The sequence below is a fragment of the Mesorhizobium sp. A556 genome (assembly GCF_054489545.1).
Genome location: NZ_JBTMXA010000002.1, coordinates 1 through 16,233 on the forward strand (window position 1 = coordinate 1; position 16,233 = coordinate 16,233).

Here is a 16,233-nt window from a genome sequence, read left to right on the forward strand (position 1 = left end):
AGCTCGTCAGGCTCATAACCTGAAGGTCGTTGGTTCAAATCCAACCCCCGCAACCAAATCATAAAAGCCCGCCAGATAAACCTCCGGCGGGCTTTTTGCTGTTCAAGTACACACTTATTCAAAGAAAAACGGAGAACCGGATCGGGCAAGCCAGGTTGCGGCGAGGCTTGCGGCAGATCCGGTTCTCCGCAAATCCCTCCCAACCCGTTGGGGGGACGGGCGGGAGGGGCCGTCTTGAGGCCGGGGAGGGCCGGACGGATTGCTTTCGAGCAATGCCTATCGACGGGCGCGAACCCGTCAAAGCAGCATCAATTGCGCATTCTCCTTCACCGACGCGACGAACTGGTCGGTCCGCAGCGTTCGCCTTTCCACATTCAGGCCGAGCCGCTTGGCGGCAATCTCGAAGCGCCGGCCGATCTGCCAGGCATAGGGACCGGCGCCCTTCATGCGCTTGCCCCACTCCGAATCGTAATCCTTGCCGTCGCGCATCGAGCGGATCAGCGACATGACATGCCGGTAGCGATCCGGGTAATGGCGCAGCAGCCAATCCTTGAAGATCGGCGCCACTTCCAGCGGCAGGCGCAGCACGACATAGCCCGCCTCGCGCGCGCCGGCGGCCCGCGCCGAGTCCAGGATGCGCTCCATCTCCGGATCGGTAAGACCGGGGATGATCGGCGCGACCATCACAGAAGCCGGGATGCCCGCATCTGAAAGCTGCCTTATCGCTTCCAGCCGCTTGGTCGGGGTCGAGGCGCGCGGTTCCATCGTGCGCGCCAGCATGCGGTCCAGCGTCGTCACCGACAGCGCCACCTTGGCTAGTCCGCGCTCGGCCATGCGCGCCAGAATGTCGATGTCGCGGGTGACCATTGCCGACTTCGTCACGATGCCGACCGGGTGGCCGCGCGCCTCTAGCACTTCGAGGATTTCTCGCATGATGCGGTACTGTTTCTCGATCGGCTGGTAGGGATCGGTATTGGTGCCGATGGCGATGGTGCGCGGCTGGTAGCCTTCCTTCGACAATTCCTTGTCCAGCAGGCGCGCGGCGTCCGGTTTGGCGAACAGCTTCGATTCGAAATCCAGTCCCGGCGAAAGACCCATGAAGCTGTGCGTGGGCCGTGCGAAGCAATAGACGCAGCCATGTTCGCAACCGCGATAGGGATTGATCGAGCGGTCGAAGGAAATGTCGGGAGAGGAGTTGCGCGTGATGATGGTGCGCGGCTTTTCCACCTGAACCTCCGTCTTGAACGGCGGCAATTCCTCCAGCGATTCCCAGCCATCATCGAAGACATGACGGCTGACCGGCTCAAAGCGGCCCGACGGATTGATCCCGGCTGCACGGCCGCGATTGCGGTCCGGCCGCACCCGCATTCCGCTCTGTTCGATCATCGCATTGGCCATCTCTGCTCTTCCAACCCCAAAGGCTGCAATGTCCGCGCGCGCGATCTGTTCCATTTTCGCCCTCTCGAAAGGGTTGTCTTCTGTTTGGCGAATCGCTGTTATCATGAAATTATTCCTATCCCTGAAATGAGAACAAATCAAGAACTTTAACTCGAAGCTAGCGCCGCGCACGCCCTTCGGCTATGCGGGACGCATGCTCAGTGTGATTATCGAGACGGAAAATGACGAGGAGGGGCTGGCGCGCACGCTTGCCTCGCTGGTCGGCGGCTCGGTCGAGGGCGTCGTGCGCAAGGTGATCGTTTGTGACAAGGGCTCGACGGACCGAACGCGCGAAATAGCCGATCATGCGGGCTGCGTCCTGGTGGCAGGCGGGCTTTCGGCGGGCCTGGACACGATAAGCGACGAATGGGTGCTGCTGCTTGAGCCGGGCGCACGGCTTGCCGAAGGCTGGACCGAAAGCGTGGTCGGGCATGCGGCAAGACTGACGGCGAGCGCACGGTTTTCAAGGGCAAAGGGCAGCCGGGCACCGTTCTTGTCGCGCCGCTTCTGGCATCCGCATGCGCTCGCTCAAGGGCTTTTGATCCTCAAGCGGCAGGCAGTCGTATTGTCGAAGAGAGCCTCCACCGCAGAGGCCCTTGCGCGGGGGCTGGCCGTAAGGACGCTGCGGGCCGAAATCTGGCCGGCCGCGCCGAAGTAAAGCGGCGGACTATCCGCTTATCGCGGCTGCCTCACCAGGCCCACTCGCCTTTGCCCAGCACGGCGACCGCATCGGCGATGCGGCTGAAGCTTTCACGCGCCCGGCCCACGCTATGGCGCGCACGCAGATAGCCGTGAACCAGGCCGGGTTCTTCATGCCAGAAAGCCTTGCCGCCGGCGGCAAGCAGGCGCACGCCATAGGCTTCGCCATCGCTCGACAGCGGGTCGCATTGGGCTGTGATGATGACGGTCGGCGGTAGGTCGGCGAAATCCACATCCTTCAGCGGTGTATAGGTGATGTCGCGGGAGACATCGGCGCCGCCGGTGCGGGCGTCCTTGTAGAATTCAAGGTCTCGCAAGGTCAGCATTGGCGCTTCGGCGTGGGTCACATAAGAGCCCTTCGTCGGGTCGCCGCCAAGACCGGGATAGATCAGCACCTGTCCGATCGGAGGGCGGCGGTGCCCGCGCTTGGCGTGGGACACGGCAGCCGTCAGATTGCCGCCGGCGCTGTCGCCACACAAAAGGACCGGCTGCGTATATGTTGCCAGCGCCCATTGGAACGCCGCCAGCGCATCGTCGAAGGCGGCGGGATGCAGATGTTCCGGCGCGAGGCGGTAATCGACCGACACGACCTCATAGCCGGTGCGGGCGCAAAGCTCGGCGCAGACATCGTCATGGCTGTCGAGGCCACCGAGGATGAAGCCACCGCCGTGAAAATAGAGAACGATGGTCGCCGGTGATTGGCTGCTTTTATAGATGCGGATCGGAATTTCGTGCGCCGGCGTGGCAATGGAAGTCGTCTGCGCGCTGACGCCGTCCGGGTAGCCGGCGAAGAATTCCCGACACATGCGGTCGTAAATCTCGCGCTGCCGGGCAATCGTGTAGTCGACCGTGTCGGGCGGATAATAGGAATTGGTGCGCTCGATGAAGGCCCAGGTTTCCGCATCGATGAGTTTCTTATAGTCGGTCATGGTCGATAGATTTGCGCTCCGTCGCGCCCCCCTCTGGCCTGCCGGCCATCTCCCCCGCGAGGGGGGAGATCACCTGGCCGCGCCTCTTCCGTTCATTCTGCAACTTTGGAAGTTGGCGGGGACACCCGAGCGCATGATCTCCCCCCTCGCGGGGGAGATGGCCGGCAGGCCAGAGGGGGCAACGTAGAGCGCTGTCATTTCCGCTGAAGCCCTACTTCCCCTTCCAAACCGGCTCGCGCTTTTCCGCGAAAGCGCGAAAACCTTCCATATTGTCGTCGGAGCCATAGAGCGCGTCCACCGTCGGCAGCTGCCTTCTCGTCACCTTGTTCATGGCGTCCTGGAAGGTCAGCGCTTCGGCCACGCGCGCCGTCTCCTTGATGGCGGCGAAGACCAGCGGTGGACCGCCTGCCAGCAGGCGTGCGATCTCCCAGACGCGCTCCTCGAGCTTGTCGGCGGGCAGCACCTCGTTGACCAGACCCCAGCGATGCGCTTCCGCCACATCCATCCAGCGGCCCGTGAGCAGAAGGTCCATGGCGACGTGATAAGGAATGCGCTTGGGCAGCTTGATCGTCGCCGCGTCCGCCAGCGTGCCGGCTTTGATTTCCGGCAGCGCGAAGGACGAGTGGTCCGACGCGAAGATGAGGTCGCAGGACAGCGCCAGTTCAAAACCGCCGCCGACCGCCATGCCGTTGACGCAGGCGATGACCGGCTTGTTGAGGTCGCGCAGTTCCTGCAGGCCGGCAAAGCCGCCGACGCCGTAGTCGCCATCGACCGCGTCGCCGCCTGCTGCCGCCTTCAGGTCCCAACCGGCGCAGAAGAATTTGTCGCCGGCGGTCTTTACGATGGCGACGCGCAGGTCGGGGTCGTCGCGGAAGGCTCTAAAAGTTTCGCCCATCAGCCGCGAGGTCTTCAGGTCGATGGCGTTGGCCTTGGGCCGGTCGAGCGTGACTTCGAGGATCGAGCCCTCGCGGCGCGTGGTGATGACGTCAGACATTTTCTTTCTCCCCAAGAACCAGTAACGCGTCGGCGATCCAGGCGCCCTTGCCCTGCGCGCAGACGATGAGCGGGTTGATATCCAGTTCTTCCAGCGCGTCGGCATGCTTTCCGACGAACGCGGTGATGCCGGCAATGGCGTCGATGGCCGCCGCGAGATCGGCTTTTTCCCGGCCGCGATAGCCGTCGAGCAGCGGGAACAGTTTCAGGCCCCGCAGTGCGGCATCGATATCCGCGCGCGTCGCCGGCAACAGCACGGTGGCGCTGTCCTTGAGCAGTTCGACCAGCACGCCGCCGCTGCCCAGGGTCATGGTGGGTCCGAACACCGGATCGCGCGTGAAGCCGACGATCAGTTCCGCAACACCGCCCTGAACCATGCGCTCGACATAGAGGCCGGAACCCAGGCCGATCAGCCGGTGCGCTGCTTCGCGCACCGCGCCTTCGTCGCGCAGATTGAGCACCACCGCGCCAAGTTCGCTCTTGTGCGCAACGCCGAGCGCTTTTAGCGCGACCGGAAAGCCCAACTCGTGCGCTGCCGCGACCGCCTCGTCGGTCGAGGAAGCTTCCAGTCCATTCGGTACGGGCAGGCCGGCCTGACGTAGCATCGCCTTCGCGGCGGCTTCGTTGACCTGGCTCTTTTCCTCACCCCCCATCGGGGGGAGAGGTGTCGATGGCGGTAGCTCGAGACGGGGAGGGCGATGGGTATCAGCCGTCCCCCTCTCCGCCTCGCTTCGCTCGGCACCTCTCCCCCCTATGGGGGGCGAGGAAGGTCGCGCCCACGCCCCACCAATAAACGCCGCCGCTTCCGCCGCATCGAAGGCCTCGACGATACCGTGGATAGGCACGATGCCGCGCCGCAGCAGGTCGACCGCATGGGCTTCCGGCAAGTTCTCCAGCATCGAGGCGACGATGGCGCCCTTGGCGTTGTTTGCCTTCAGCGCCGCCTCGAAAGCGTTCACCGTGGTCCACCAGTCGGCATCCGAACAGCGATCCGTGCGCGGGAAATCCAGCACCAGCAGGTTGAGGTCGAAGCCGCCGGACGCCATAGCGTCAAAGGTCGCGGTCATCGCCGGTTCGTCGTTCCAGATGAAGGTGTTGTAGTCGAGCGGGTTGGCCACGGCGACCAGTGGCCCGAGCGATTCTTTCACGCGGGCCCGGTGGGTTTCCGTGAGAGCGGGGAAGAAGGCCGTGCGGCCTTCCGCCGTGTCGGCCATCACCGAGGCTTCGCCGCCGGAACAGCTCATCGACGACAGTTTTCCGCCCGATAGCGGGCCGATGGCGTGCAGCAGCTTCAGGGTTTCGAGGAAGGCGGGAACAGAATTGACGCGCGCTATGCCCAGTCGCTTCAGGAACGCTTCCGAGCCGGCATCGGAACCGGCCAGCGAGGCGGTGTGCGAGATGGTGGCCGCGCGCGCCTGCTCTGAGCGACCAACTTTCATCGCGACGATCGGCTTTTTCAGCTTTCGTGCGCGAGCGGCGAGCTTTTCGAAGCCGGCGACCGAGTCGAACCCCTCGATATGCAGGCCAAGTGCGGTAACGCGTTCGTCCTCGATCAGCCCGAGCGCCATTTCCGACAGGCCGGTCTGCGCCTGGTTGCCGGCGGTCATCAGGAAGGCGAGGGGCAGGCCGCGCGCCTGCATGGTCAGGTTGCAAGCGATGTTGGACGATTGCGTGATGATGGCGACGCCGCGTTCGCCGGGGTCCAGCCGCTTGCCGCCATGCTGGTCGGGCCACAACAGCGCGCCGTCGGCATAGTTGATCAGCCCGTAGCAGTTCGGTCCGATGATCGGCATGGAGCCTGCGGCCCGCACCAGTTCGCGTTGCAGGCCTTCGCCCTCGGCGTCGTCATTGCCGGTTTCGAGGAAGCCGGCCGCAAAGCATATCGCGCCGCCGGTGCCGCGCTCAGCCAGTTGCCGGATGATGTCGATGGTAAGATTGCGATTGACCGCGACGAAGGCGGCGTCGGGTGCGCTGGGCAGGTCCGCGACCGACTTGAACGCGGGTACGCCATGTACGTCCGGGCGGCTCGGATGCACCGGCCAGATGTCGCCAGCATAGCCCATTTTCAGGCACTGCTCGACGACATTGGTGCCGAACGCGCCACCGCCGATGACGGCGATCGATTTCGGGCGCAGGAGACGGTCAAGACGATGCATGTCAGCCGCCCACCGCCCGCAGCAGCGACCGCGAAATGATGTGCCTCTGGATTTCGGAAGTCCCTTCCCAAATGCGCTCGACGCGGGCGTCGCGCCAGATGCGCTCCAGCGGCAGGTCGTCCATCAGGCCCATGCCGCCATGAATCTGGATCGCCTCGTCGGCGACGAAGGCCAGCATTTCGGTGGCCTTGAGCTTGGCCATCGACATGTCTTCCTCGGTGACGGTGCCCTGGTCGTATTTCCAGCCCGCCTCGAAGACGAGCAGATTGGCCGCCTTCAACTCCATCGCCATGTCGGCGAGCTTGAAGGAAACTCCCTGGAATTTGCCGATCTGCTGGCCGAATTGCTGGCGCTGGGCGGCGTATTCGATGGAGTGGCCAAGCGCGCGCTCGGCGCGGCCAAGGCAGGTTGCGCCGACCTGCAGGCGCGTCGCCCCCAACCATGAATTGGCGACTTCAAAGCCCTTGTGGACCTCGCCCAACACCTGTTCTTTCGGGATACGGCAGTCGTCGAATTCGAGGATGGCGTTGGTGTAGCCGCGATGCGAGACGTTGCGATAACCGTCGCGCACGTTGAAGCCGGGCGTGCCCTTGTCGACGAAGAACGCGGTGATCCTCTTGCGCTTGCCGCGAGTCGTTTCCTCTTCGCCGGTGGCCATGAAGCAGATGGCGAAATCGGCGATGTCGGCATGGCTGATGAAATGCTTGGTGCCGTTGAGGATGAAGTCGTCGCCGTCCTGTACAGCACTTGCCTTCATGCCGCGCAAATCGGAGCCCGCACCCGGCTCGGTCATGGCGAGGCAGTCCCATTTCTCGCCGCGAATGCACGGGAACAAATATTTCTCGCGCTGCTCCGGCGTGCCGGCGAGCAGGATATTGGACGGGCGCGCCACGCAGGTCCAGTGCAGTGCGTAATTGGCCCGGCCAAGCTCCTTCTCGTAAAGCAGCCAGGTGAGCGTATCGAGGCCGGCGCCGCCGACATCTTCCGGCATGTTGGCGGCGTAAAGGCCGGCGGCAATCGCCTTGGCCTGCAACTCCTTGATGAGTTCCATCGGCAGATGGCCGGAGCGCTCCACCTCAAGCTCATGCGGATAAAGCTCGTTCTCAACAAAGGCGCGCGTGGTGTCGACGATAAGCTGCTGTTCTTCCGAAAGACCGAAATCCATGGCTATTTCACCTGTAAGGTTGGTTGTGCGTCCTTCGAGGCTCGCTGCGCTCGCACCTCAGGATGAGGGAGGTTGCGTGCGACATTTCTGGGCGAAGAGACATGCGCCATCAGGCGGCGTGTGCTCCTTAAGATAAGTAGCGTCGTGCGCGGCAGGACCGCAGAAATCACGTCGCACCTTGGAGTAGAGCGGCTTGTACAACCTCCCTCATCCTGAGGTGCGAGCGCAGCGAGCCTCGAAGGACGCACGACGGGGTTCATGGCCTCAGGCCTTCTTCTTACCCGCTGTCTTCTTCTTCGGCTTGTCAGCCTTGGCCTTTTCGGCTGCCTTCGACACCTTGCTGGCGGCCTGCTTGGCGAGTTGCTTGGTGTAGTCCTTGTGCAGCGCGCCGGCGCCCCAGCCCTTGCCCTTGTTCTGCTTGGACAGCGCATCCATGATGGCGACCAGATTGTCGTCGCGGATCTTTTCCAGTTCGCGGATCGACCATTTGTCGGACTGCTCGTCCGACTGCGTGGCGATCAGGTCGACCAGTTCGTCGTTGAATTCGGGCACGTCCATCAGCTTGGTCCACGGCCATTTCAGGCACGGCCCGAACTGCGCCATGAAGTGGCGCATGCCGGCTTCGCCGCCAGCGACGCGGTAGACCTGGAACATGCCCATCTGCGCCCAGCGCAGGCCGAAGCCATAGCGCATGATGTCGTCCAGTTCCTCGACGGTGCAGATGCCATCCTTGATCAGCCACAGCGCCTCGCGCCATGCCGCTTCCAGCAGGCGGTCGCCGACGAAGGCTTCGATTTCCTTGCGGATGACCACCGGCTTCATGCCGATGGAGGCATACATTTCCTTGGCCACCTCGATGGCTTCCGGAAACGTCTGCTGGCCGCCGACGACCTCAACCAGAGGTAGCAGGTAGACGGGATTGAACGGGTGGCCGACGACCAGCCGCTCGGGGTGCTTCTTCATCGCCACCTGCATGTCGCTCGGCTTGATGCCGGAAGTGGACGAGCCGATGATGGCGTTGGCAGGCGCATGAAGATCGATCTCGGCCAGCACCTTGTGCTTGAGGTCGAGCCGCTCCGGCACGCTTTCCTGGATGAAATCAGCGTCGGCTACCGCTTCCGCGATGGTTTTTGCGAAGGTCAGCTTGCCTTCCTTGGGCAGACCGGTCGGCACCATCTGCTTATAGGCGCGCCGCGCGCCCTTCATCACTTCCGAAACTTTACGCGCGGCTTCCGGATCGGGGTCGAAGATCGAAACGTCGATGCCGTTGAGCAGCAGGCGCGCTGCCCAGCCCGCGCCGATAACGCCGCCACCGATGGTGGCCGCTTTGGTGATGAGTGTCATGCCGAGGCTCCGCTTCTCTGTTTGGCTGTTTCCGGATCAATGAGCGGCACGCGCTCGCCCGCGCGGATCACCGCCGGGTCGTAGGCCTTGCGCGCAAACACTTCGAGCGCGAAAGGCGCGAAGAATTCGATCGGCAGCGTGTCGTAGTCGGGGTCGAAACTGGTCTGGTCCCAGCGTTCGCAAAACTGATCGCAATCGTCGTAGTAGGCGTGACCCGCAAAGCGGTCGCGCGCATGCGGATTGCCGCCGGTGTGCTGGGCGTAATAGAGGCGCTGGAAATCGCCATGCTTTTCCACCACCCAGGTGCATTGCTCGCGCACGAAAGGTTTCAGGATCGCGGCGGCGTATTCGTCGTGGTTGTAGGGCGCGTAGATGTCGCCGATGTCGTGCAGCAGCGCGCAGGCGATCCAGTCGGTATCGGCCCCGTCGCGCCAGGCGCGCGTCGCCGCCTGCAGCGAGTGGCCGAGCCGGGTGATCTTGTAGCCGGACAGGCCCTGATCGAGTTTCACTAATGCGTCGAGCAGGCGTTCGCCGGTCTTGGCGGCAAAATCGGTCTCATGCTCGGTCAGAAAGGCGTAATCCTCGCGGTCGCCATCCTTCATCGCGGTGAATTTAACGGTTTCCATCTTTGTTCCTCCCCGTTGTCCGCTGCGCTTACGCCGCGAGCGGCGCGCGTTTGGTCAGGTTCAGCTTCTTGCGGACTTCCTCCGGGCCGATCACGCGTGCGCCCATGTTTTCCACGATGCCGACGGCGCGTTCGACCAGTTGCGCGTTGGTGGCGAGAACGCCTTTTTCCAGCCACAGATTGTCCTCCAGCCCGACGCGGACATTGCCGCCCGCCAGCACCGAGGCGGCGACATAGGCCATCTGTTCGCGGCCGATGGTGAAGGCTGACCAGTTCCAGGTCGATGGCACGTTGTTGACCATCGCCATGAAGGTGTTGAGGTCGTTCGGCGCGCCCCACGGCACGCCCATGCACAGTTGAACCAGCGCGTCGGCGTCGAGCACTTTTTCCTCTACCAACTGCTTGGCGAACCAGAGATGACCGGTGTCGAAGGCCTCGATCTCCGGCTTGACGCCGAGCTTCGTCATCATGCCGCCCATGGCGCGCAGCATGCCGGGCGTGTTGGTCATGACGTAATCGGCTTCGTTGAAATTCATGGTGCCGCAGTCGAGCGTGCAGATCTCCGGCAGGCACTGGCGCACATGCTCCATGCGGTTGGTCGCGCCGCCCATGTCGGTGCCCTTTTCGCTGAGCGGCAGCGGGGATTCGACCGGGCCAAACACCATGTCGCCGCCCATGCCGGCGGTCAGGTTCAGCACCACGTCGACGTCCGCCGCGCGGATGCGCTCGGTCACTTCACGGTAGAGATGCACGTCGCGCTTGGGCTTGCCGGTCTCGGGATCGCGCACATGGCAGTGGACGATGGCAGCCCCCGCTTTGGCCGCCTCGATCGCCGAATCGGCAATTTGCTTGGGCGAACGCGGCACATGCGGGCTGCGGTCCTGCGACCCGCCGGAACCCGTCACGGCACAGGTAATGAAAACCTCACGGTTCATGGCCAGCGGCATTTTTCTCTCCCTATCCAATCAGAACACGATCATTGCGCCACTTGCGGCAAAGTGCTTTGCGATTTACGAAAGGCATATGGCCAAAAGCGAAAAGCCGACAATCTTTCGCACCGAGCATGCGCCGCTGAAGGTGACGCTGCTGGTATTTTCCGGTTCATCCATCATGTGCGTGGCGTCGGCGGTCGATCCGCTGCGCGCGGCCAACCGCATCGCGGGCGAGACGCTGTTCGATTTCAAGCTGGTTTCGGTGACGGGCGAAGCGCCGGTCACCACCTGCGGTTTGCCGGTGGCGGTCAGCGGACGCTTCGATGCCGCGGCGGCGACCGACATGCTGGTCGTGGTCGCCGGCTTCGGCACGCAGAACTACGCCACGGCGGCGCTGCTTGCCGGCATGCGGCGCGCCGCCCGCATGGCCCGTGCCTGCGGCGGGGTCGAGGCCGGCACCTGGCTGGTGGCGCGCGCCGGCCTGCTCGAAGGGCGCGCGGCCACCACGCACTGGGAGGACATGGAGGATTTTTCGGCGGCCTTTCCGGGCGTAGACGTGCGCCCTGACCGCTATGTCATCGACGGGCCAGTGTTCACCTCGGGCGGCGCATCGCCGACCTTCGACCTGATGTTGCACCTGATCCGCTCACGCCTCGGCATGGCGGTGGCGCTCGATGTGGCAAGCGTCTTCATCTACGATCAGGCGCGCGCCGCAACCGACGCGCAGCCGCTGGTGTCGCTCGGCCGCCTCGACGGCTACGATCCAAGGCTGGCGCAGGCGATCCGGCTGATGGAGGCGCATATCGACCAGCCGCTGACCATCGCCACCATTGCCAAGCGCACCGGCGTTACGCCGCGAACCCTCGAAAGCATCTTTCGAAAGTCCATCGGCGAGACGCCCGGCGCGTATTATCTGCGGCTGCGCCTGAACGCGGCGCGGCGGCTGGTGGTGGATACGCGCATCGCCATGGCCGACATCGCCGGGCGGACGGGATTTTCGTCCGCCGCGGGTTTTTCCAGGGCGTTTGCGCGGGCTTTCGGTGAAGCGCCGATCAGGTTACGGCGGGGGTAAGTGCAGGATTCAGGCGGCGCTGCGGTGAATTTCGCCGCCATCGATGGCCATACGCATCTGCTTTACGAGGTGGGTCTGGAAACGGCTTGCAACGGCCCGATCCCATTCGTTGCCGGTTTGGGTCTGTTCAGCGGGACGCGGCAGCGCCATCAACTTGTCGAAAATCGATCCGGCGTCGTCCTGCGAAAGCAGGGCGTCGATTTCGCGTTCGTTATGCATTATTCGCCTCCATCTTCCGGTTGATTTCATGGCCAGACTATACGAGGTCCGTGACGGCTGCATGAAGGCGAGACCTAGGCGATTGAGGGGCGGCCTGTGACAAAATTTTGCCCGGCCAAGCCTCGCGGCGAAACGCCGATTGCGTTGCCGTGTTTTCACACGCACCGGTTGATCCGGGGAGTGGCGAAACTCTCTCGCGATAATCCGATGCTTACGAGGCGACGCCTTTGATGGCGGGATAAAGCGCGCGGTAGCGCTGATAGGCGTCGGCATAGGCAGCGCCCAGAGCGGTATCCGGCTCAATCGTTTCATCGATTTCGGGCGCGGTGCAGACGCTTAGCGGATCGGCGCCGGTCGCCGCGATCAGGCCAAGGCGCGCGGCCCCGAAAGCCGCCCCGAAATCGCCGTCGGCGGGAATATCGACCGGGACGCCAAGTGCGGTGGCAATAGCCTTCAGCCAATAGCGTGAGCGCGAGCCGCCGCCGATAGCCGTCACGCGCTCAAGCTTTGTGCCGGCCGTTGCCAGCGCCTCAAGGCTGTCGCGGAAGGCGAAAGCGACACCCTCCAGCACGGCCTGCGTCAGCACCGCGCGGCTGGATTCATGGCCGAGCCCGGTGAAGGAGCCGCGAATGGCGGAATCGTTGTAGGGCGTTCGTTCGCCCGACAGATAGGGCAGGAACGAAACGCCGGTCGGTGCCTTCAGCGAAGGCCCGAGTTCGTCGGTAAGCGCGCCGGCGTCCTTGCCGGTGATCTCCGACAGCCAGTTCAGCGAATCCGTTGCCGACAGGATGACGCCCATCTGGTGCCATGTGTTTGGCAACGCATGACAGAAGGTGTGCACGGCGCTTGCCGGGTTGGGCAGGTAAGCGCCGTTGGCGGCAAACAGCACGCCCGACGTGCCCAGCGAAACGAAGGCGTGGCCTTCGCCGACCGTGCCCATGCCGCAGGCCGACGCCGCATTGTCGCCAGCCCCGCCAGCGATGGGAATGCCGGCCTTCATGCCCCATTTGGCGGCAAGCCCGGCGCGCAACGCACCGGCTTGTTGCGTGCCCTCGACCAGCTTCGGCATGTTGTCTTCGTCGAGCGAGGTCGCCGCCAGTATTTCGGGCGACCAGCGCCGCTTGCCCGTGTCGAGCCACGCGGTGCCGGCGGCGTCTGACATTTCCGAAATATATTCGCCGGTCAGCCACAGCCGCAGGAAGTCTTTTGGCAGCAGCACTTTGGCCACCTTGGCGAAGATCGCCGGCTCGTTGTTTTTCACCCACAAAAGCTTGGGCGCGGTGAAGCCGGGGAAGACGATATTGCCGGTAATAGTGCGAAAGCGCGGATCGGCGTCGAGTTCGGCGGCCTCCTTGTGGCTGCGCGTATCGTTCCACAGGATGCAGGGCCGCAGCACCGTGTCGCTTGTGTCCAGCAGCGTCGCGCCGTGCATCTGCCCGGACAGGCCGATGCCTTCGACCGCCGCCAGTTCGCTGGCGTGCGCAGCCTTGAGTTCGGCAATTGCCGCCTCGCAGGCGTCGATCCAGTCGGACGGGTCCTGTTCCGACCAGCCGGGATGCGGGCGCGAGACTTCGAGCGATGCGTGGCCCGCGCCGACAATTTTTTGCGACGCGTCGATCAACAGCGCCTTGACGCCCGACGTGCCCAGATCGAGACCCAGATACATGCTTATTCCTTCCGATCACGACGCCCTGGTCCGAAGCGCCTAGCGCTCCGTCCATTCTCCATCGGCACGTTACCAGCAAAAGTGCGAGGCTGGTAACGTGCCGCAAGCGGATTTTTTCGAGACGCGTAAAAAATACCGCGCCCGGTCGTCAGTTTCCTGAACGGATGGCGACCGTGGCGATACCCGCGCCCACCAGCAGCGTGCCGCCGGTGCGGTTGAAGACGCGGATCGCCTTGTCGTTTCCGACCAGCCTGCGCGCCCGCGCCGCAACCAGCGCGTAGCCGAAGGCATTCGCAAAGGCGAGCGTCAGGAACGTCGTCTCGAAGATCAGCATCTGGATCCAGAAATCGCCGTGCCGGTCGAGGAACTGCGGCAGGAAGGCCACGAAGAAGGTGATGCTCTTCGGGTTGAGCGCCGTGACGAGCCACGCATGCGCCATCATTTTTCGGGGCGAGGCCGTATCGGTGCGCGGTTCCGCCCGCAGCGCCCCACCTGCTCGAAAAAGCTTGATGCCGAGATAGATCAGATAGGCTGCGCCAACCAGCTTCAATACGGTGAAGACGGTGGCGGAAGCGGACAGCAGCGCCCCGATCCCCAGCATCGACAGGGTCATCGCAGTGAAATCGCCGAGCGCCACGCCGATGGCCATCGGCAGGGCGATGCGCCAGCCCTGGCCAAGCGCGTAGGAGACGACAAGCAGGATGGTCGGCCCCGGAATAACGAGAAGGATTGCCGATGCGGCACAAAAGGCGGCCCAGGTTTCGATGGTCATGTCCGGCTCCTTGCTAAAAGAAAGGATAAATCCTCGACCGGGCCAAGATGTAAAGCCTAAAAAATACAGGCCGAACCACCTGTGGTTGCAGGGTTGCGGATGCATTCACGGTTTATCAACCATGATTGTCGAAAATACCCTAACCGGCCGGACTGTGCTTCCGTGCCGTAAGCTTAGGGTTTGGGCATGCGTGAGTTGCCGCAGCAGATTATTTCGCCGGAAACGGGCGATGCGAACGAAGCCGAAAGACATGTTTCGCGACGCGCCATTCTATCGGGTGCCGGCGCAATCGCCGTGCTCGCGGCCAGCGGTTGCACGCGCACGGTCGACATGGCCGCGCTGCAACTGGACAATATGAGCACCGGCTCGATCCGCCCGATGCGGCCGAGCATCAGCGTCGACAAGCACATTACCAGCCCTGACGTGATGTATGCCGGGCTGACCGATGGCGGTTTCGTCTTGCCGGCGGTGCCTTACCAGAAGGTCAAGCCGGAATTCCGCCGCCAGATCGTCGTCAACCCCACCGGCGAGCGGCCCGGGACCATCGTGGTGCATCTTGCCGAGCGGCATCTCTATCTGGTGCAGGAAGGCGGCGACGCCATCCGCTACGGCGTCGGCATCGGCAAGGACGGTTTTAGCTGGAACGGCCGCGCCAATGTCCAATATGGCCGCGAATGGCCGACCTGGACGCCACCGCGGGAAATGATCCAGCGCAAGCCCGAACTGGTGAAGTGGCAGGGCGGCCAGCCCGGCGGCCTTGAAAACCCGCTCGGCGCGCGCGCGCTGTACCTCTATCAGAACAACCAGGACACTGGCTATCGCATCCATGGTTCGCCGGAATGGTGGTCGATCGGCAAGGCGATGTCGTCTGGCTGCGTGCGGCTTATCAACCAGGACATCATCGACCTTTATAGCCGGGTATCGAAAAGGAACCCGGTCGTCGTCGTCTGATCTGCCGGCGACCCTGGCGGTCGCCTCTTGCCTCCCCGGTTGTGTGATGCCAAGACAGGCTGACCCGCCTGTTATTCCGCATCTGGAGGAGAGAAAATGTCCGGCACATTCGTCATCGCGCAGGGCGGCGGCCCAACCGCCGTCATCAACCAGACCATGGTCGGCGCGGCGCTGGAGGTCCGGCGCAAACATCCGGGCGCAAAAGTGCTTGGCTCCATCCATGGCGTTCGCGGCATTCGCGACGGCAATTATGTCGATCTCTCCGCCATTCCCGAAGACCGCCTGCGGCTGATCGCCGGCACGCCGAGCGCCGCACTGGGTTCCACCCGCGACAAGCCCGATGCCGCCTATTGCGAAGTCGTGCTGAAGGGTCTGCAGAAAGTCGGCGCCGACGCCTTCATCTATATCGGTGGCAACGATACGTCGGGCACACAGCAGATCCTGACCGAAGCGTCCGGCGGCAAGATGGCTTTCGTGCATGCGCCCAAGACCATCGACAACGATTTGGAAGAAAACGACCACGTACCGGGCTTCATCTCGGCGGCGGAGTTCGTGGCGGGAGCCTTCCTGTCGGTCGATCTCGATTTTCGCGCGCTGCCCGGCATTTATGTCGGCATCGTCATGGGCCGTCATGCAGGCTTCCTGACGGCGGCCGCCGCCGCCTGGCGGCTGGACGAGGACAGCGGCCCGCATCTCATCTACGTGCCGGAGCGCGCCTTCTCGGCCGCGCAGTTCATCGACGACGTGCGCGCCAAGCTGGACCGCCATGGCCGTTGCATCGTCGCGGTGTCGGAGGGCGTCTCGACCGCGGACGGCAAGGCGCTGGTGGAAAGCCTGGTGCCGCCGGAAAAGCTGGAACGCGACCAGCACGGCAATTTGAAATTGTCGGGCAGCGACCTGCCCGCAGCCTTGGAACATGCGCTGGCCGAAGGGCTGCCGGGCAAGCGTGCCCGGGTCGACGCGCTGGGCTACATGCCGCGCGGCTATGTCGGTGCGATCAACGCCGTGGACGCGCAGGAAGCCTTCGACGCGGGCGCCTTTGCCGTCACGGTTGCCGAACAGGGCGGCGGCTCGGTAGCGTTGAAATATGAGGGTGGCAAGACGGTGCTGAAGAAGGTGCCGCTTGAAAACGTGGCCGGCAAGACCCGCCATATGCCGGCCGATTTCATGCAGCCCGACGCCAACGCGCTTTCCGAAGCGGGGCTCGCCTATTTCAAGCGGCTCGTTCCTGAAAAGCACAAGGTCGGCAAGCCCTTCGTGTGAGCGGCATCAA

General features: G+C 63.7%; 15 protein-coding genes. 4 read left to right on the forward strand and 11 right to left on the reverse strand.

The annotated features are described in order from the left end of the window. Positions 1 to 297: 297 nt before the first annotated feature. Positions 298 to 1,452, reverse strand: coding sequence for a PA0069 family radical SAM protein (locus ACX3P0_RS04565; RefSeq protein ID WP_459080755.1), 1,155 nt, complete (start codon positions 1,450 to 1,452; stop codon positions 298 to 300). 139 nt (positions 1,453 to 1,591) lie between these two features. On the opposite strand from ACX3P0_RS04565, the gene ACX3P0_RS04570 reads away from it, so the two are divergent. Continuing rightward, a complete protein-coding gene (locus tag ACX3P0_RS04570) occupies positions 1,592 to 2,095 on the forward strand; it encodes a glycosyltransferase (RefSeq protein WP_459086882.1) in 504 nt (167 codons plus the stop codon). Between the two features lie 31 nt (positions 2,096 to 2,126). Here the strand turns inward: ACX3P0_RS04570 and ACX3P0_RS04575 are convergent, their stop codons facing one another. The 7 genes from ACX3P0_RS04575 to ACX3P0_RS04605 all read right to left on the reverse strand — a co-directional run bounded on the left by ACX3P0_RS04575 (position 2,127) and on the right by ACX3P0_RS04605 (position 10,295). Further along, entirely contained in the window at positions 2,127 to 3,065 is a 939-nt protein-coding gene (locus tag ACX3P0_RS04575) for an alpha/beta hydrolase (RefSeq protein ID WP_459086883.1), read from the reverse strand. Between the two features lie 211 nt (positions 3,066 to 3,276). Beyond that, a complete protein-coding gene (locus ACX3P0_RS04580; protein WP_459086884.1) occupies positions 3,277 to 4,059 on the reverse strand; it encodes a carnitinyl-CoA dehydratase in 783 nt (260 codons plus the stop codon). Next, the gene (locus tag ACX3P0_RS04585; RefSeq protein WP_459086886.1) at positions 4,052 to 6,214 is read right to left on the reverse strand and encodes an acetate--CoA ligase family protein; all 2,163 of its coding nucleotides are present in this window, start codon (positions 6,212 to 6,214) and stop codon (positions 4,052 to 4,054) included. The genes ACX3P0_RS04580 and ACX3P0_RS04585 overlap by 8 nt, the downstream gene beginning before the upstream one ends. 1 nt (position 6,215) lies before the next feature. Further along, positions 6,216 to 7,379: an acyl-CoA dehydrogenase family protein gene (locus tag ACX3P0_RS04590; protein ID WP_459086888.1), complete on the reverse strand. Its 1,164-nt coding sequence runs from the start codon at positions 7,377 to 7,379 to the stop codon at positions 6,216 to 6,218. 264 nt (positions 7,380 to 7,643) lie between these two features. Then, on the reverse strand, positions 7,644 to 8,723 hold the full coding sequence (locus tag ACX3P0_RS04595; protein WP_459086889.1) for a carnitine 3-dehydrogenase: 1,080 nt from the start codon (positions 8,721 to 8,723) through the stop codon (positions 7,644 to 7,646). Continuing rightward, the gene (locus ACX3P0_RS04600) at positions 8,720 to 9,349 is read right to left on the reverse strand and encodes an HD domain-containing protein (protein ID WP_459086891.1); all 630 of its coding nucleotides are present in this window, start codon (positions 9,347 to 9,349) and stop codon (positions 8,720 to 8,722) included. The genes ACX3P0_RS04595 and ACX3P0_RS04600 overlap by 4 nt, the downstream gene beginning before the upstream one ends. A 28-nt stretch (positions 9,350 to 9,377) precedes the next feature. Further along, positions 9,378 to 10,295, reverse strand: a complete 918-nt coding sequence (locus ACX3P0_RS04605) for a beta-keto acid cleavage family enzyme (RefSeq protein WP_459086893.1) — start codon at positions 10,293 to 10,295, stop codon at positions 9,378 to 9,380. A gap of 76 nt (positions 10,296 to 10,371) precedes the next feature. Between ACX3P0_RS04605 and ACX3P0_RS04610 the strand changes: the two genes are divergently transcribed. Continuing rightward, positions 10,372 to 11,352 carry a GlxA family transcriptional regulator gene (locus tag ACX3P0_RS04610; protein ID WP_459080746.1) on the forward strand — a complete coding sequence of 327 codons (981 nt, stop codon included), beginning with the start codon at positions 10,372 to 10,374 and terminating at the stop codon, positions 11,350 to 11,352. Positions 11,353 to 11,361: 9 nt separating this feature from the next. Here the strand turns inward: ACX3P0_RS04610 and ACX3P0_RS04615 are convergent, their stop codons facing one another. The 3 genes from ACX3P0_RS04615 to ACX3P0_RS04625 all read right to left on the reverse strand — a co-directional run bounded on the left by ACX3P0_RS04615 (position 11,362) and on the right by ACX3P0_RS04625 (position 14,009). After that, positions 11,362 to 11,571, reverse strand: a complete 210-nt coding sequence (locus ACX3P0_RS04615) for a hypothetical protein (RefSeq protein WP_459080745.1) — start codon at positions 11,569 to 11,571, stop codon at positions 11,362 to 11,364. Positions 11,572 to 11,782: 211 nt separating this feature from the next. Then, positions 11,783 to 13,237, reverse strand: coding sequence for a xylulokinase (xylB, locus tag ACX3P0_RS04620; protein ID WP_459086895.1), 1,455 nt, complete (start codon positions 13,235 to 13,237; stop codon positions 11,783 to 11,785). A 148-nt stretch (positions 13,238 to 13,385) separates the two neighbouring features. Beyond that, the gene (locus ACX3P0_RS04625) at positions 13,386 to 14,009 is read right to left on the reverse strand and encodes a LysE family translocator (RefSeq protein WP_459086897.1); all 624 of its coding nucleotides are present in this window, start codon (positions 14,007 to 14,009) and stop codon (positions 13,386 to 13,388) included. 186 nt (positions 14,010 to 14,195) lie between these two features. On the opposite strand from ACX3P0_RS04625, the gene ACX3P0_RS04630 reads away from it, so the two are divergent. Both ACX3P0_RS04630 and ACX3P0_RS04635 read left to right on the forward strand, forming a co-directional pair. Further along, positions 14,196 to 14,960, forward strand: coding sequence for a L,D-transpeptidase (locus tag ACX3P0_RS04630; protein ID WP_459080742.1), 765 nt, complete (start codon positions 14,196 to 14,198; stop codon positions 14,958 to 14,960). A 96-nt stretch (positions 14,961 to 15,056) separates the two neighbouring features. Beyond that, complete coding sequence (locus ACX3P0_RS04635; RefSeq protein WP_459086899.1) at positions 15,057 to 16,223, forward strand: diphosphate--fructose-6-phosphate 1-phosphotransferase; 1,167 nt, start codon at positions 15,057 to 15,059, stop codon at positions 16,221 to 16,223. Positions 16,224 to 16,233 lie beyond the last annotated feature (10 nt).

Excerpts from the sequence above, each read along its gene's own strand:
- ACX3P0_RS04570 (WP_459086882.1), top strand. The coding sequence starts at position 1,592 with ATGCTCAGTGTGATTATCGAGACGGAAAATGACGAGGAGGGGCTGGCG.
- ACX3P0_RS04575 (WP_459086883.1), bottom strand. The coding sequence starts at position 3,065 with ATGACCGACTATAAGAAACTCATCGATGCGGAAACCTGGGCCTTCATC.
- ACX3P0_RS04600 (WP_459086891.1), bottom strand. The coding sequence starts at position 9,349 with ATGGAAACCGTTAAATTCACCGCGATGAAGGATGGCGACCGCGAGGAT.
- ACX3P0_RS04585 (WP_459086886.1), bottom strand. The coding sequence starts at position 6,214 with ATGCATCGTCTTGACCGTCTCCTGCGCCCGAAATCGATCGCCGTCATC.
- ACX3P0_RS04605 (WP_459086893.1), bottom strand. The coding sequence starts at position 10,295 with ATGCCGCTGGCCATGAACCGTGAGGTTTTCATTACCTGTGCCGTGACG.
- ACX3P0_RS04595 (WP_459086889.1), bottom strand. The coding sequence starts at position 8,723 with ATGACACTCATCACCAAAGCGGCCACCATCGGTGGCGGCGTTATCGGC.
- ACX3P0_RS04630 (WP_459080742.1), top strand. The coding sequence starts at position 14,196 with ATGCGTGAGTTGCCGCAGCAGATTATTTCGCCGGAAACGGGCGATGCG.
- ACX3P0_RS04635 (WP_459086899.1), top strand. The coding sequence starts at position 15,057 with ATGTCCGGCACATTCGTCATCGCGCAGGGCGGCGGCCCAACCGCCGTC.
- ACX3P0_RS04580 (WP_459086884.1), bottom strand. The coding sequence starts at position 4,059 with ATGTCTGACGTCATCACCACGCGCCGCGAGGGCTCGATCCTCGAAGTC.
- xylB (WP_459086895.1), bottom strand. The coding sequence starts at position 13,237 with ATGTATCTGGGTCTCGATCTGGGCACGTCGGGCGTCAAGGCGCTGTTG.
- ACX3P0_RS04625 (WP_459086897.1), bottom strand. The coding sequence starts at position 14,009 with ATGACCATCGAAACCTGGGCCGCCTTTTGTGCCGCATCGGCAATCCTT.
- ACX3P0_RS04610 (WP_459080746.1), top strand. The coding sequence starts at position 10,372 with ATGGCCAAAAGCGAAAAGCCGACAATCTTTCGCACCGAGCATGCGCCG.
- ACX3P0_RS04590 (WP_459086888.1), bottom strand. The coding sequence starts at position 7,379 with ATGGATTTCGGTCTTTCGGAAGAACAGCAGCTTATCGTCGACACCACG.
- ACX3P0_RS04565 (WP_459080755.1), bottom strand. The coding sequence starts at position 1,452 with ATGGAACAGATCGCGCGCGCGGACATTGCAGCCTTTGGGGTTGGAAGA.
- ACX3P0_RS04615 (WP_459080745.1), bottom strand. The coding sequence starts at position 11,571 with ATGCATAACGAACGCGAAATCGACGCCCTGCTTTCGCAGGACGACGCC.